Origin of the sequence: Streptomyces sp. SID14478, from assembly GCF_010548525.1 — a bacterium.
In the GTDB taxonomy this organism is placed as follows: domain Bacteria; phylum Actinomycetota; class Actinomycetes; order Streptomycetales; family Streptomycetaceae; genus Streptomyces.
Map to the genome: position 1 here is coordinate 1 of NZ_JAAGMG010001309.1, position 13,872 is coordinate 13,872.

Genomic DNA, 13,872 nt, shown 5'->3' on the forward strand with positions numbered 1-13,872 from the left:
CGAGATGGAGGCCCGGCTCCAGGTGCGTACGCACGAGGAGCGGGTCAAGGGGCTCGCGGGCCGGGCCGATTCGCTCGACCGTGCCGCCCGCGCCGAACGCGAGGCACGCGCGCGTGCGGAGCGCCAGCGCGCCCGCCTCCAGTACGAGGCCGCCGTCGCCGAGGCCGTGGCGTCCGGGTCCCGACAGCTGCTCGCGCACGTGGAGGTCTCGATCGCCCGGGCCGACCAGGAGCGCACGCTCGCCGAGCGGGCGAAGTCCCAGCGGGAGCAGGACCTGGTCGCCGAGCGCTCCCGCGGCCGCGATCTGAAGGCGGAACTCGACAAGCTGACGGATTCGGTCCACCGCGGCGAGGTACTCGGTGCAGAGAAGCGGCTGCGGATCGAGCAGCTGGAGACCAAGGCGCTGGAGGAACTCGGTGTCGAACCGGCCGGGCTCGTCGCGGACTACGGTCCGGGTCAGCCCGTGCCGCCCTCGCTCGCCGCCGAGGGCGAGGAGCTGCCGCAGGACCCGGAGCATCCGCGGAACCTGCCGCGGCCCTTCGTCCGTTCGGAGCAGGAGAAGCGGCTGAAGTCCGCGGAGCGCGCGTACCAGCAGCTCGGCAAGGTCAATCCGCTGGCACTGGAGGAGTTCGCGGCGCTGGAAGAGCGCCACAAGTTCCTCAGTGAGCAGCTGGAGGACCTGAAGAAGACCCGGGCCGACCTCCTTCAGGTGGTGAAGGAGGTCGACGAGCGCGTCGAGCAGGTCTTCACCGAGGCGTACCGCGACACCGCGCGCGAGTTCGAGGGCGTCTTCAGTCGGCTGTTCCCGGGTGGCGAGGGCCGGCTGATCCTGACCGATCCCGACAACATGCTCACCACGGGCGTGGACGTCGAGGCCCGTCCGCCGGGCAAGAAGGTCAAGCGGCTCAGCCTGCTCTCCGGTGGCGAGCGGTCGCTGACGGCCGTGGCGCTGCTGGTCTCCATCTTCAAGGCGCGGCCCAGTCCGTTCTACGTGATGGACGAGGTCGAGGCGGCTCTGGACGACACCAACCTGCAGCGGCTCATCCGCATCATGCAGGAGCTGCAGGAGGCCTCGCAGCTCATCGTGATCACGCACCAGAAGCGCACGATGGAGGTCGCCGACGCGCTGTACGGCGTCTCCATGCAGGGCGACGGGGTGTCGAAGGTGATCAGCCAGCGCCTTCGGTGAGAGCGAGCTCCGGAGCACAGGTGTGTTCAACTCTTGAACTCAAGACGCCATAGTCGCGCCGAAAACTCACAGCAGTCGAAGTATTGACTTCGAAACTTGAAGGCATAGTCTCTGCAACGTTGCTTTTACCTTCAGGTGGTGGGCGGCGTGAAGTTGTGCGCCACTGGAATCACTACTGAAGGGCTCGCCCCCACCCCCGGCAGCGAAGCCGGTGGCCCGAGGAGTACACGTGACCAGCACTTCGGCACCTTCGTCAGGAGCCAGGGACGCCCAGCCCGATCACCTCGGGCACGTCATCTTCATCACGGCCGCGGCCGCGATGGGCGGCTTCCTGTTCGGCTACGACAGTTCCGTGATCAACGGCGCCACCGTCGCGATCCAGCACAAGTTCGACGTGAGTGCCGACACGCTGGGCTGGATCATCGCCTCGGCGCTGCTCGGCTGCGCCGTGGGCGCCGCCATCGCGGGCCGGATCGCCGACCGCATCGGCCGTATCCGCTGTATGCAGATCGCCGCCGCACTCTTCGCGATCAGCGCCGTCGGTTCCTCGCTGCCCTTCGCCGCCTGGGACCTGACGATGTGGCGCGTCATCGGCGGACTCGGCATCGGCATGGCGTCCGTGATCGGCCCGGCCTACATCGCCGAGGTGGCCCCGCCCGCGTACCGCGGCCGGCTCGCCTCGTTCCAGCAGGCCGCCATCGTCATCGGCATCGCGATCTCCCAGCTCGTCAACTGGGGCATCCTGAACATGGCCGACGGCGACCAGCGCGGAAAGCTGGGCGGGCTGGAGGCCTGGCAGTGGATGCTCGGCGTCATGGTCATTCCGGCCCTGCTCTACGGGCTGCTCTCCTTCGCCATCCCCGAGTCGCCGCGCTTCCTGATCTCTGCGGGCCGCGAGGAGCAGGCCAAGAAGGTCCTCACCGAGGTGGAGGGCGCCGGCATCGACGCCGACGCGCGGATCGCCGAGATCGAGCACGGCATGCGCCGCGAGGAGAAGTCGTCCTTCAAGGACCTGCTCGGCGGCAAGTTCGGCTTCCTGCCGATCGTCTGGATCGGCATCTTCCTGTCGATCTTCCAGCAGCTCGTCGGCATCAACGTCATCTTCTACTACTCGAACCAGCTGTGGCAGTCGATCGGCAAGGACCCCTCCAGCTCGTTCCTGTACTCGTTCGAGACGTCGATCGTGAACATCATCGGTACGGTCATCGCGATGATCTTCGTCGACCGCATCGGCCGCAAGCCGCTCGCGATCATCGGCTCCACCGGTATGGCGATCGCCCTGTTCACCTGTGCCTGGGCCTTCTCCTACCGGACCGGCTCCGGCGACAACGTCTCGCTGCCCAACGCCCAGGGCCTGACCGCGATCATCGCGGCCAACGCCTTCGTCCTCTTCTTCGCCCTCTCCTGGGGCGTGGTGGTCTGGGTGCTGCTCGGCGAGATCTTCCCGAACCGGATCCGCGCGGCCGCGCTCGGCGTGGCGGCCTCGGCCCAGTGGCTGGCCAACTTCGCCATCACCAAGACCTTCCCGAGCATGTCCGAGTGGTCCCTGACCGGCTCGTACATCATCTACGGCGCCTTCGCCGCGATCTCCATCCCGTTCGTCATGAAGTTCGTGAAGGAGACCAAGGGCAAGGCCCTGGAGGAGATGGGCTGAGGCCCGAACTCCCCGAAGGACCCGGGGAGATGGATCACATCCCCGCTGCCATCTCCCCGTACACCTGCGCCGCCCCCGGCCCGGCATCGCCCGGACCGGGGGCGCGTCGTACGCGTCGACCGGTCAGCCCTTGAACGCCGGAACGACCCGCTCCGCGAACAGGTGCAGACTGCGCCAGCCCTCGTCGATCGGCATGCCGCCCGACAGCGGATGCAGGACGTAGTTGTCGAGGCCCTGGGCCAGGCACTCCTCGGGCGTGACGATGCGGTAGACACCCTCCGCGCGCAGCTCGTCCACGCTCGAAGCCGCCGATCTCACGGCCGACTTGATGTCCCCCGACTGCCAGGACGCGTACGTCCGCGCCTCGTGCAGGAAGTGCGCGCCGTACTCGGCCCAGGTCCGGTCCGGGTCCTCGGACAGGTGCAGTAGCGGAGTCGTCTTCGCGGGCATCATGGTCCAGCCCGTGGTGCCGTACTCGGTGAGCTTCTCCTTGTAGTACGCGTCCAGTTCCGGCAGGTGCGCACTCGGGAAGAAGGGCAGGCCCAGCCGGGCCGCCCGCCGCGCGGCCGCCTGCGAGGAGCCGCCGACCAGCAGCAGGGGGTGCGGCTGGGTGAACGGGCGCGGAGTCACCCGGACCTGACGGCCGCGGAACGTGAACTCCTCCCCGGTCCACGCCTTGAGCAACGTGTCGAGCAGCTCGTCCTGGAGCTTGCCGCGCCGCTTCCACTCCACGTCGAACTGCGCGTACTCCTCGGGCCGGTAGCCGATCCCGGCGACGGTGACCAGGCGGCCGCCGCTCACCAGGTCCAGCACGGCGATGTCCTCGGCCAGGCGCAGCGGGTCGTGCAGCGGGCCGATGATCGCGGAGACGGTGACCGCGATCCGGCGGGTGGCGCCGAACACCGCGCCGGCGAAGGTGAACGGCGAGCTCAGCCAGTTGTTGGCGACACCGTGGTGCTCCTCGGTCTGCACCGTGTCGATGCCGCGGTCGTCGGCGTACGCCGCCATCTCGACCGCCGCTTTGTAGCGGGCGCTCAGCGACTCCGGCGTGCCGGCCGGGTCGACCAGGTTGAACCGTACGACGGACACGGGCATAGAGAAGTCCCCCTCCACGCGGCTTCGGGCTTCGGGCTCGTGTGCAGGGGGACGTTAGCTGACGGTGCGTCAGACCGCTATGGCTTCAGGCTCCTCAGGTGCTTCCTGCAGGGCCGTGGTGGTGTCCTTCGGCTTGGGCAGCGCCAGGTACAGCAGGCCCGAGACGACGATCGTGACGATCCAGCCGAGGCCGTACTCGCCGAGAAAGTTGTTCGTGGCGAGCGGGCCGCTGAACCAGGTCGACGAGGTGAACAGCAGTCCGGCGCCGAGCCCGACCGCCCAGGCGGCCACGGCGGCGGGGGAGAAGCCGCCCTTGTACCAGTAGGCGCTGGTGGCGGTGGTGTCGACGAGTGCCGCCGCGTCGTAGTGCTTGCGCGTGAACATGTCCGCGCCGAAGACGCCGACCCAGGCGGAGAAGGCGACCGCGAGCAGCGACAGGAACGCGATGAACGAGCCCATGAAGCTCGTCGCGACGAGCATCAGGATGCCGCCGAAGACCAGCGAGATCAGCGCGTTGACGGAGACCGCCCAGTGGCGCGGCACCTTGAAGCCGAGGGTCTGCGCGGTGAAGCCGGCCGAGTACATCGACATCGCGTTGATCAGCAGCATGCCGACCAGGGCGATCAGCAGGTACGGCACCGCGATCCACATCGGCAGGAGGTCGCCGAGGAAGGAGACCGGGTCGGCGGCCGAGGCCAGGCCGGGGGTGGAGACCGCCATGACGGCGCCCATCAGGACCATCGGCAGGACGACGATGCCGGCGCCGCCGATGGAGTTGCGCACGATCGCCTTGGAGGAAGCGGTGCGCGGCAGGTACCGCGTGAAGTCGGGGGAGGTCGGGATCCAGCTGACGCCGCCCGCGGCGATCAGGCCGATGCCCGCCACCATCAGCGACATCTTGCCCGCGGGCTGGTCGAAGACCTTCGACCAGTCGGTCTCGACGATCAGGTAGACCAGGACCAGCGCCGTGAAGAGGCCGAAGAGGTACGTCGCGTACTTGTTGCACTTCTGCACGGCGTTGATGCCGAGGCCCGAGATCGCGAACGTGGCGACCACGAAGCACAGCAGCGTGACGATCACCAGGAAGTCGTTCTGCTTGATGCCGAACAGGATGTCCAGGACGGTGAGCACGGCGTACGCACCCGTCACCGCGTTGATCGTCTCCCAGCCCCAGCGCGCGACCCAGATCAGCGAGCCGGGCAGCAGGTTGCCGCGCTGACCGAAGACGGCCCGGGACAGGGCCATGCCGGGCGCGCCGCCGCGCTTGCCCGCGATGCCGATCAGGCCGACGAGTCCGTACGACACCATGGGCGCCGCGATCGCGACGACGACGGCCTGCCAGAAGTTGAGCCTGTACGTCACGACGAGGCTCGCGCCCATCGTGAGCAACAGCACGCTGATGTTGGCCGCGACCCAGGTCGGGAACAGCTCGCGGGTCTTGGCGGTGCGCTCGGCGTCGGGGACGGGCTCGATGCCGCGCGTCTCCAGGGCGCCTTCGGATGCGGCGGTCTTGCTCATGCGGTGGGGTTCCGTGCCTCTGTGGGGTGGGGCGGGGCTGATCTCACGCTGGTGCTGCGGACGGGTCGCGTTGGACTCTACGCGCGTTGATGAAACCTCTCCATCGTACTTTAGTCCGAGTCATTCCCTCCAGAGGCGTATGTCCTTTGGAGGAAGAGACGAGAACGGCGCCCGCGGGGCCCGACTGGTGACGTCGCGTATTCACACGTCGTGAGTTCTCGCCTGGTGGCACCCTCGGCGCCTGTGCGGTATCTCGCGACTACGCTCCCTGTTGAAACTGGAGTTCGCATGGTCAACTAGCGCAGTGGGCCAAGTACTTACGACCTTCATCGCAGTGGCGGGAACGCTCATCGGTTCCCTTCTGGGGTATCAGTTCCAGAAGCGTGTGACAGACCGGAGCGAACGCCGCAGCGCCGTCCTTGCCTTCACCGCTGCGACCAACGAATTCATACGGAGCCAACACGACTGGTGGCACCGGCAGCACGAGGAACGAGACGGTCCGGCGCATGTAGCGGCCAGAACAGAGGCTTTCCGGATCCGTGGCCAGGCCTTCCAGGCCGTTCACCAGCTCCGTTTGCTCGTACCCAATGGCGACCTGCATGCACGGGCCGAGCAGACCATCGGGGTGATCGGCGCACTTCACCGTGCAGCAGACCGCGAAGAACTGCGGACGAGGTCGGCCGAGGCACGGGCGTCCCTTAACTCCTTCGTTGTGCAGGCTTCAGCTCAGATCAGGTAGACCGTCGGCACCTCTCGCGCAGGCACTCAGAAGATCGGGAGCTGTTTGCCGTGGTAGCGGCGAATGGACGCGTATCCGGCCCACGGGCGTCCTGCTTGTGCGGCGTGTAGTTCGGTGGCAAGAGGGCTGTAGCCGAGGGCCTTGGCTACCAGTGCCGGCGGCATCTCCAAGACGAGATCGCGCAGGGCCGAGTTTCGCCCGCGGCGGATGGGGATGTCGCTGTTCCAGAGGGCTTTGTGGAGGGTCGCGGGTGCCATTGCTGCCCCGGGACGGCGCCAGGGAAGAGCCAGCGGGTGCGGTTGTTGCGGGCAGTCGTCGTGTGGCGCCGTTGTGGCAGGTAGTCGCAGAAGAGCTGGTCAAAGGGGTGGGGGACAGGAACGGGTTCCCCGCCGGTGAGGTGAACGGTGATCACCTCACCGGTGATGTCGTCGACGCTCATGCGTGAGATCCGTGTCACCGGCTGAGCGAAGAGCAGGACGAGCAGCCCGAGGACTCGGGTTTCGAGGCGGATGGAGCTGTCCTCAGCGATGCGTCGGAGGACGTTCAGTCGTTCGCTCTGGCCGATGGAATCGAGATTGGCCGAGCGGATCCAGGGGAAGTCGACCGGGGCCATTACGTGGGTGCGAACGGCCCAGTGCACGAAGGTCGCCGCAGTGCGGCGGGTTCCTGTGCCGGTGGCGAGCCATTCGTCCACTTGACCTTGTGCGCAGGTCATGGGGGTGCGGCCGTGCTCCCGCAGCCAGGCCAGAAAGTCGGCTCCGGCGCGGACGTCCGCACGGGCTCGGGCGTGAGGCTGAAGGGGCAGCTGTGGGCCTGCGCTGACGTGCACAAACACCTCTGATTGGACAAGACGCGCAGCTCAGAGGCGGATATGCCAGGCGGACTCAGCTGGGTCCGGATGGCTCATACGCGCATCGTCACGGGTTCGCACCTTCTGCGATTCCCCACCTTTCATGACTGATACTGGACGGGTTATGGAAATCGTCATCCTTGCTGTAGTCATCGCCGTGGTCGTGATCGGCGCGCTCGGCGGGCTCGTGGTCGGCAGCCGCAAGAAGAAGCAGCTGCCCCCGCCGCCCCCCTCGGTGCCCGACATCACCGCCGCCCCGCCCACCGAGCCGCACGTCGGCGACGAGGCCGAGACGCCCCGCGACGAAGCGCGGCGCACGATCGAGGAGGTCGACCTCCCGGTCACCGATCCGGTCACCGAGGAGGTCACCGAAGAGGAACCGGCCGCACCGGCCGCGCCCGAGATCGAGGTCCCGGAGCCGACCGCGGGCCGCCTGGTGCGGCTGCGCACCCGGCTCTCCCGCTCGCAGAACGCGCTCGGCAAGGGGCTGCTCACGCTGCTGTCGCGCGAGCACCTCGACGAGGACACCTGGGAGGAGATCGAGGACACGCTCCTCACCGCCGACGTCGGCGTCCAGCCCACCCAGGAACTGGTCGAGCGACTGCGCGCGCGCGTGAAGGTGCTCGGCACCCGCACCCCGGACGAGCTGCGTGCGCTGCTGCGCGAGGAGCTGCTGGCGCTGCTCGTCCCGGAGTTCGACCGCACCGTGAAGACGGACTCGAACCTGGACACCCCGGGCATCGTGATGGTCGTCGGGGTCAACGGCACCGGCAAGACCACCACCACCGGCAAGCTCGCCCGCGTTCTGGTCGCCGACGGCAAGAACGTCGTGCTCGGCGCGGCCGACACGTTCCGTGCCGCCGCCGCCGACCAGCTGCAGACGTGGGGCGAGCGGGTCGGTGCGCGCACGGTGCGCGGCCCCGAGGGCGGCGACCCGGCGTCCATCGCCTTCGACGCCGTGAAGGAAGGCATCGAGGCCGGCGCGGACGTCGTGCTCATCGACACCGCGGGCCGCCTGCACACCAAGACCGGCCTGATGGACGAGCTCGGCAAGGTCAAGCGCGTCGTGGAGAAGCACGCGCCGCTCGACGAGGTGCTGCTCGTCCTGGACGCGACCACGGGGCAGAACGGGCTGGTTCAGGCCCGCGTCTTCGCCGAGGTCGTCGACATCACCGGCATCGTGCTGACCAAGCTGGACGGTACGGCCAAGGGCGGCATCGTCGTGGCCGTGCAGCGCGAGCTCGGCGTGCCGGTGAAGCTGGTGGGCCTGGGCGAGGGGCCGGACGACCTGGCGCCGTTCGAGCCCGAGGCGTTCGTGGACGCGCTGATCGGGGAGTAGCCGCCGATCGGGGAGCAGCCGCCCGCGCGGTGCGCCGAGCCGGGCGCTGCGCTCGGGGCGGGAAGTCGCTCCGCAGGCAGTTCATGTCGTGGGGAACCGCGGGCCGTTCGCGGCCGGTGGTTCCCCGCTTCCCTTTGCGCGGCCTTATGCGCAGGGCGAGCGATGGGCCACGTACGCCAGCGTCCCGAGGAGCAGCCGCGCCTGGGGCGGCTGGGTCGCCGTGTCCAGGGACGGGGCGCGCAGCCAGGTCGTCGGTCCGAGGCCCGCGCGGTCGGAGGGCGGGGCCGTGATGTACGCGCCGGGGCCGAGCGCGTGCAGGTCGAGGGTCGCGTCGTCCCAGCCCGTGCGGTAGAGCAGGCTCGGGAGTTCCGCCGCGGCGCCGGGGGCCACGAAGAAGTGGGCGCGGCCCTCGGGGGTGGCGATGACCGGGCCGAGGGGCAGGCCCATCCGCTCCAGGCGGACCAGGGCCCGACGGCCCGCCGCCTCCGGTACGTCGATGATGTCGAAGGCGCGTCCCACCGGAAGCAGGACCGCGGCGCCGGGGAACCGGCCCCAGGACGCGGTCACCTCGTCGAGGGTGGAGCCGGCGGGCACTACCGCGCTCGGGTCGAGCGGGTGGGCGCCGGGCGTCGCGCAGTCCGCGCTGCCGCAGGAGCACTGGGGGCCCGCCGCGCGAGCGCCGGGCACCACGTCCCAGCCCCACAGTCCGGTGAACTCCGCCACCGTGGTGCACTCCGAAGCGCGGCCGGACGTGCGGCCGCGGCGACGTGAGCCGGTGCGCATCTCGAGGATGCCGCCGATCGTGAAGCCCATGCCCCCTCCAACGGGTCCTGCGCGCCGGTGGTTACGTGCCGCGACCGGATCGTGACGTGGCGTGTGCGCCACCCGGCCGGGTTGTCGTCGCGTCGCGTCCGGGGTGGTGCGCCCGGTGTCGCACGCCCCGTCGCACACCGTTCCGCCCACTTCCGGCTGTCCTATGTCAAGTGAATCGTGTGTGGCTGCACCTGAGTTCATTCGAAGGGGTGGCGAATGGTGGCGTTTCCCGGTTCGCCCTCGCCGGAGGGGTGATCGTAGGATTACTTTCAGTGCACGAACCCTGAGGGTGCATGCACCCGTGGGTATGCCGGAGGCAACCCGGTTTCCTGTTCGAGGAGTGACAACTGGCGGACGGGGAGCCGTAGTTGACGGCATCCTGATAGGGCTAGCGGGCAAGAGTGGCCGACAGGACTTGCGGTGAGTGTCTTAGATGGCTTGTCAGGGATGGGGGCGTTCCAGTGGGCGGCAGCGGCGGAAGCGTGACGAACGCTGAGAAGCGCCCGAACGAACTGCTCGGCTCGTGGTTCGTGCGCAGCGGCTGGTCGAAGGGCGAGCTGGCGCGCCAAGTCAACCGTCGGGCACGGCAGTTGGGTGCGAACCACATCTCCACCGACACCTCCCGGGTGCGGCGCTGGCTCGACGGGGAGAATCCGCGCGAGCCGATCCCGCGCATTCTCAGCGAGCTGTTCTCCGAGCGGTTCGGCTGCGTGGTGGCCGTCGAGGACCTCGGTCTGCGGGCGGCGCACCAGGCGCCCTCGATCTCCGGTGTCGACCTGCCCTGGACGGGACCGCAGACCGTCGCGCTCATCGGCGAGTTCTCGCGCAGCGACCTGATGCTCGCGCGCCGCGGCTTCCTCGGCAGCTCGCTCGCGCTCGCCGCGGGTCCCTCGCTGATCGAACCCATGCAGCGCTGGCTGGTACCGACCCCCGGCGGCGCCGCGGCCCGGCCCGAGCCCGAGCCCGCCGGGCAGCGCCGCGGGAACCGGCTGTCCCGGCCCGAGTTGGACCTGCTCGAGTCCACCACCGTCATGTTCCGCCAGTGGGACGCCCAGTGCGGCGGCGGCCTGCGCCGCAAGGCGGTGGTGGGGCAACTGCACGAGGTCACCGACCTCCTGCAGGAGCAGCAGCCCGAGTCCACCACCAAGCGTCTGTTCAAGGTCGCGTCCGAACTCGCCGAACTGGCCGGGTGGATGAGCTACGACGTCGGCCTGCAGCCCACCGCCCAGAAGTACTTCGTCCTCGCCCTGCACGCCGCGAAGGAAGCCGGCGACAAGCCGCTGGGCTCGTACGTCCTGAGCAGCATGAGCCGCCAGATGATCCACCTCGGCCGTCCCGACGACGCCCTGGAGCTCATCCACCTCGCCCAGTACGGCAGTCGCGACTGCGCCAGTCCGCGCACCCAGGCCATGCTGTATGCGATGGAGGCCCGCGCCTACGCGAGCATGGGCCAGCCCGGCAAGTGCAAGCGGGCCGTGCGCATGGCCGAGGACACCTTCACCGACGCCGACGACTGGGACGACCCGGACCCCGACTGGATCCGCTTCTTCTCCCTGGCCGAACTGCACGGGGAGAACAGCCACTCGTTCCGCGACCTCGCCTACGTCGCGGGCCGCAGCCCCACGTACGCGTCGATGGCCGAGCCGGTGATGCAGCAGGCCGTCGAGCTGTTCGGGAAGGACGCCGAACACCAGCGTTCGTACGCACTGAACCTGATCGGCATGGCCACGGTGCACCTGCTCCAGAAGGAGCCCGAGCAAGCCACCGTGCTTGCGGGGCAGGCGCTGGGGATCGCCAAGAAGGTGCGCTCCGAGCGGGTCAACACCCGTATCCGCAAGACCGTGGACACGGCGGTCCGCGACTTCGGGGACGTCGCCGAAGTCATCCACCTGACCGAACAGCTGGCCGTCGATCTGCCCGAGACCGCGGAAGCGGCGGTCTGACCCCGGCCCCCTCGGGCCCCCTGAACGCCAGCCGTGGCCGACCGTCCCCTAACTGCCCGACTCGGCTCCCCCATGCCAGGTCATCGAGGACGGACGACCGCGGCTGGTTCCTTTCGCACCGGCCGGACCGGCACTTGGTTGCGTCACGATAACGATCGCCCGTGCCGCCATCCGGCATTTCATGCACGCGTAACACCCACGACCTCTTCGTCACTGCGGCGAAACATCGAGGGGCGCCCGCGGAAACCGCGCTGCGCCAATCTTCTGGCGCATAACCGGCCCACCCCTCATGACCGCTTCTGGCTTCGCCCGCACGGGGCCGTACCAATGACGAGGAGACGCCGATGGCACCAGCCGCCATCACGCTCGCCGCGGAAGCTCCCAAGCTCTCTGCCGCGAACACAGGCTTCATGTTGATCTGTTCCGCCCTGGTGATGCTCATGACGCCGGGCCTGGCCTTCTTCTACGGAGGCATGGTCCGGGTCAAGAGCACCCTGAACATGCTGATGATGAGCTTCATCAGCCTCGGGATCGTCACGATCCTGTGGGTCCTGTACGGCTTCTCGCTCGCGTTCGGCACCGACAAGGGGTCGCTGATCGGCTGGGACGGCGACTTCGTCGGCCTCAGCGGGATCGGCATCACCCAGCTCTGGGACGGCTACACCATCCCGATCTACGTCTTCGCCGTCTTCCAGCTGATGTTCGCCATCATCACGCCGGCCCTGATAAGCGGCGCCCTTGCGGACCGCGTGAAGTTCTCGGCCTGGGCCCTGTTCATCGCCCTGTGGGCCACGATCGTGTACTTCCCGGTCGCGCACTGGGTGTGGGGCACCGGCGGCTGGGCCTTCGACCTCGGCGTCATCGACTTCGCCGGTGGCACGGCCGTGCACATCAACGCCGGTGCCGCGGCCCTCGGCGTGATCCTCGTCATCGGCAAGCGCGTCGGCTTCAAGAAGGACCCGATGCGGCCGCACTCGCTGCCGTGGACGATGCTCGGCGCCGGTCTGCTGTGGTTCGGCTGGTTCGGATTCAACGCCGGGTCGTGGCTGGGCAACGACGACGGCGTCGGCGCGCTGATGTTCGTCAACACGCAGGTCGCCACCGCCGCCGCCATGCTCGCCTGGCTGATCTACGAGAAGCTGCGCCACGGCGCGTTCACCTCGCTCGGCGCCGCCTCCGGCGCCGTCGCGGGCCTCGTCGCGATCACCCCGTCCGGCGGCGCCGTTTCGCCGCTCGGAGCGATCGCCGTCGGCGTCATCGCCGGTGTCCTGTGCGCCATGGCCGTGGGCCTCAAGTACAAGTTCGGCTACGACGACTCGCTCGACGTCGTCGGTGTCCACCTCGTCGGCGGCATCGTCGGCTCCCTGCTCATCGGCTTCTTCGCCACCGGTGGCGGCCAGTCCGACGCGCAGGGGCTCTTCTACGGCGGCGGCCTCGACCAGTTCTGGAAGCAGTGCGCCGGTGTCGGCGCCGTCCTCGGCTACTCGCTCGTCGCCTCCGCGATCCTCGCCTTCCTCATCGACAAGACGATGGGCATGCGGGTCAGCGAGGACGACGAGGTCACCGGCATCGACCAGGTCGAGCACGCCGAGACCGCGTACGACTTCAGCGGCGCCGGTGGCGGCGCCGCGGCCCGCACGGCCGTGCCCACTCCGGTCGGCACGGGTGCACAGACCACGAAGAAGGTGGACGCATGAAGCTCATCACCGCGGTCGTCAAGCCGCACCGGCTCGACGAGATCAAGGAAGCCCTCCAGGCCTTCGGCGTCCAGGGCCTGACCGTGACCGAGGCCAGCGGGTACGGCCGCCAGCGCGGGCACACGGAGGTCTACCGTGGGGCCGAGTACACCGTCGACCTGGTTCCCAAGATCCGGGTCGAGGTACTGGTCGAGGACGACGACGCCGAGCAGCTGATCGATGTCGTCGTGAAGGCCGCGCGAACCGGCAAGATCGGGGACGGCAAGGTCTGGGCGGTCCCCGTCGAGACGGCCGTGCGGGTCCGCACCGGCGAACGCGGACCGGACGCGCTGTAACCGATTCGACGAACGGAACGGGAGTCGCTGGGTGACGAGTGTGAACGACGTACGCACCGAAGAGACGGACGATCGACCCAGCGGCTACGCGGCGGCCCGGCTGCGCCTCCTGCAGAAGGAGGCGCAGTCCGGGCCGCCGCGCCGTTCCGCGCTCGCGGAGCTCACCGACGACTGGCTGACCGGGCTGTTCGGCGCGGGGACGCCGGTCGGGGGCGTCTCGCTGGTCGCCGTCGGCGGCTATGGGCGTGGCGAACTCTCCCCGCGCAGCGACCTCGACCTGCTCCTCCTGCACGACGGCTCGGCCGACCACGAGGCGATCGCCGCGCTCGCCGACCGCATCTGGTATCCGGTCTGGGACCTCGGCCTCGCCCTCGACCACTCCGTGCGTACGCCCGCCGAGGCCCGCAAGACCGCGGGCGACGACCTCAAGGTGCAGCTGGGGCTGCTCGACGCCCGCCACCTCGCGGGTGACCTGGGGCTCACCGCCGGACTGCGCACCGCCGTCCTTGCGGACTGGCGCAACCAGGCCCCCAAGAAGCTGCCCGAACTGCGCGAGCTGTGCGAGGAACGCGCCGAGCGCCAGGGCGAGTTGCAGTACCTGCTCGAACCCGACCTGAAGGAGGCGCGCGGCGGCCTGCGCGACGCGACCGCGCTGCGGGCGGTGGCCGCCTCCTGGCTGGCCGACGCGCCGCGCGAGGGC

Annotated in this window: 13 protein-coding genes; 7 read left to right on the forward strand and 6 right to left on the reverse strand. The window is 69.2% G+C overall.

What is annotated here, in order from left to right:
- Together G3I40_RS41510 and G3I40_RS41515 are read left to right on the forward strand one after the other, a co-directional pair.
- Positions 1–1,189, forward strand: a 1,189-nt coding sequence (locus tag G3I40_RS41510; RefSeq protein ID WP_164559972.1) for an AAA family ATPase, incomplete at its 5' end; no start/stop codon positions are given.
- Positions 1,190–1,418: 229 nt separating this feature from the next.
- A complete protein-coding gene (locus G3I40_RS41515; RefSeq protein ID WP_164559973.1) occupies positions 1,419–2,843 on the forward strand; it encodes a sugar porter family MFS transporter in 1,425 nt (474 codons plus the stop codon).
- 123 nt (positions 2,844–2,966) lie between these two features.
- Here the strand turns inward: G3I40_RS41515 and G3I40_RS41520 are convergent, their stop codons facing one another.
- The 5 genes from G3I40_RS41520 to G3I40_RS41540 all read right to left on the reverse strand — a co-directional run bounded on the left by G3I40_RS41520 (position 2,967) and on the right by G3I40_RS41540 (position 6,889).
- Positions 2,967–3,938, reverse strand: coding sequence for an LLM class flavin-dependent oxidoreductase (locus tag G3I40_RS41520; protein ID WP_164559974.1), 972 nt, complete (start codon positions 3,936–3,938; stop codon positions 2,967–2,969).
- Positions 3,939–4,007: 69 nt separating this feature from the next.
- Positions 4,008–5,456: a cytosine permease gene (locus tag G3I40_RS41525; protein WP_164559975.1), complete on the reverse strand. Its 1,449-nt coding sequence runs from the start codon at positions 5,454–5,456 to the stop codon at positions 4,008–4,010.
- A gap of 292 nt (positions 5,457–5,748) precedes the next feature.
- Entirely contained in the window at positions 5,749–6,057 is a 309-nt protein-coding gene (locus G3I40_RS41530) for a hypothetical protein (RefSeq protein WP_164559976.1), read from the reverse strand.
- 164 nt (positions 6,058–6,221) lie between these two features.
- Positions 6,222–6,359, reverse strand: a complete 138-nt coding sequence (locus tag G3I40_RS41535; RefSeq protein ID WP_164559977.1) for a hypothetical protein — start codon at positions 6,357–6,359, stop codon at positions 6,222–6,224.
- A complete protein-coding gene (locus G3I40_RS41540) occupies positions 6,341–6,889 on the reverse strand; it encodes a hypothetical protein (RefSeq protein ID WP_164559978.1) in 549 nt (182 codons plus the stop codon). Before G3I40_RS41540 ends, G3I40_RS41535 begins: the two co-directional genes overlap by 19 nt.
- Positions 6,890–7,169: 280 nt before the next feature.
- Here G3I40_RS41540 and ftsY point away from each other — a divergent pair, with 280 nt between their 5' ends.
- Positions 7,170–8,384, forward strand: coding sequence for a signal recognition particle-docking protein FtsY (ftsY, locus tag G3I40_RS41545; RefSeq protein WP_164559979.1), 1,215 nt, complete (start codon positions 7,170–7,172; stop codon positions 8,382–8,384).
- Positions 8,385–8,528: 144 nt separating this feature from the next.
- Here ftsY and G3I40_RS41550 read toward each other — a convergent pair whose 3' ends face one another.
- The gene (locus G3I40_RS41550) at positions 8,529–9,197 is read right to left on the reverse strand and encodes a bifunctional DNA primase/polymerase (RefSeq protein ID WP_164559980.1); all 669 of its coding nucleotides are present in this window, start codon (positions 9,195–9,197) and stop codon (positions 8,529–8,531) included.
- A gap of 461 nt (positions 9,198–9,658) precedes the next feature.
- On the opposite strand from G3I40_RS41550, the gene G3I40_RS41555 reads away from it, so the two are divergent.
- From G3I40_RS41555 to G3I40_RS41570, 4 genes are all read left to right on the forward strand, one after another.
- On the forward strand, positions 9,659–11,140 hold the full coding sequence (locus tag G3I40_RS41555) for a hypothetical protein (RefSeq protein WP_164559981.1): 1,482 nt from the start codon (positions 9,659–9,661) through the stop codon (positions 11,138–11,140).
- 344 nt (positions 11,141–11,484) lie between these two features.
- Complete coding sequence (locus G3I40_RS41560) at positions 11,485–12,837, forward strand: ammonium transporter (protein ID WP_164559982.1); 1,353 nt, start codon at positions 11,485–11,487, stop codon at positions 12,835–12,837.
- Complete coding sequence (locus G3I40_RS41565) at positions 12,834–13,172, forward strand: P-II family nitrogen regulator (protein WP_020573022.1); 339 nt, start codon at positions 12,834–12,836, stop codon at positions 13,170–13,172. Before G3I40_RS41560 ends, G3I40_RS41565 begins: the two co-directional genes overlap by 4 nt.
- 31 nt (positions 13,173–13,203) lie before the next feature.
- A partial coding sequence (locus tag G3I40_RS41570; RefSeq protein WP_343245195.1) for a nucleotidyltransferase domain-containing protein occupies positions 13,204–13,872 on the forward strand: 669 nt, incomplete at its 3' end.

Coding starts and splice junctions, on each gene's coding strand:
- G3I40_RS41525 (WP_164559975.1), bottom strand. CDS start 5,456: ATGAGCAAGACCGCCGCATCCGAAGGCGCCCTGGAGACGCGCGGCATC.
- ftsY (WP_164559979.1), top strand. CDS start 7,170: ATGGAAATCGTCATCCTTGCTGTAGTCATCGCCGTGGTCGTGATCGGC.
- G3I40_RS41565 (WP_020573022.1), top strand. CDS start 12,834: ATGAAGCTCATCACCGCGGTCGTCAAGCCGCACCGGCTCGACGAGATC.
- G3I40_RS41535 (WP_164559977.1), bottom strand. CDS start 6,359: ATGCCGCCGGCACTGGTAGCCAAGGCCCTCGGCTACAGCCCTCTTGCC.
- G3I40_RS41550 (WP_164559980.1), bottom strand. CDS start 9,197: ATGGGCTTCACGATCGGCGGCATCCTCGAGATGCGCACCGGCTCACGT.
- G3I40_RS41560 (WP_164559982.1), top strand. CDS start 11,485: ATGGCACCAGCCGCCATCACGCTCGCCGCGGAAGCTCCCAAGCTCTCT.
- G3I40_RS41520 (WP_164559974.1), bottom strand. CDS start 3,938: ATGCCCGTGTCCGTCGTACGGTTCAACCTGGTCGACCCGGCCGGCACG.
- G3I40_RS41530 (WP_164559976.1), bottom strand. CDS start 6,057: ATGCAGGTCGCCATTGGGTACGAGCAAACGGAGCTGGTGAACGGCCTG.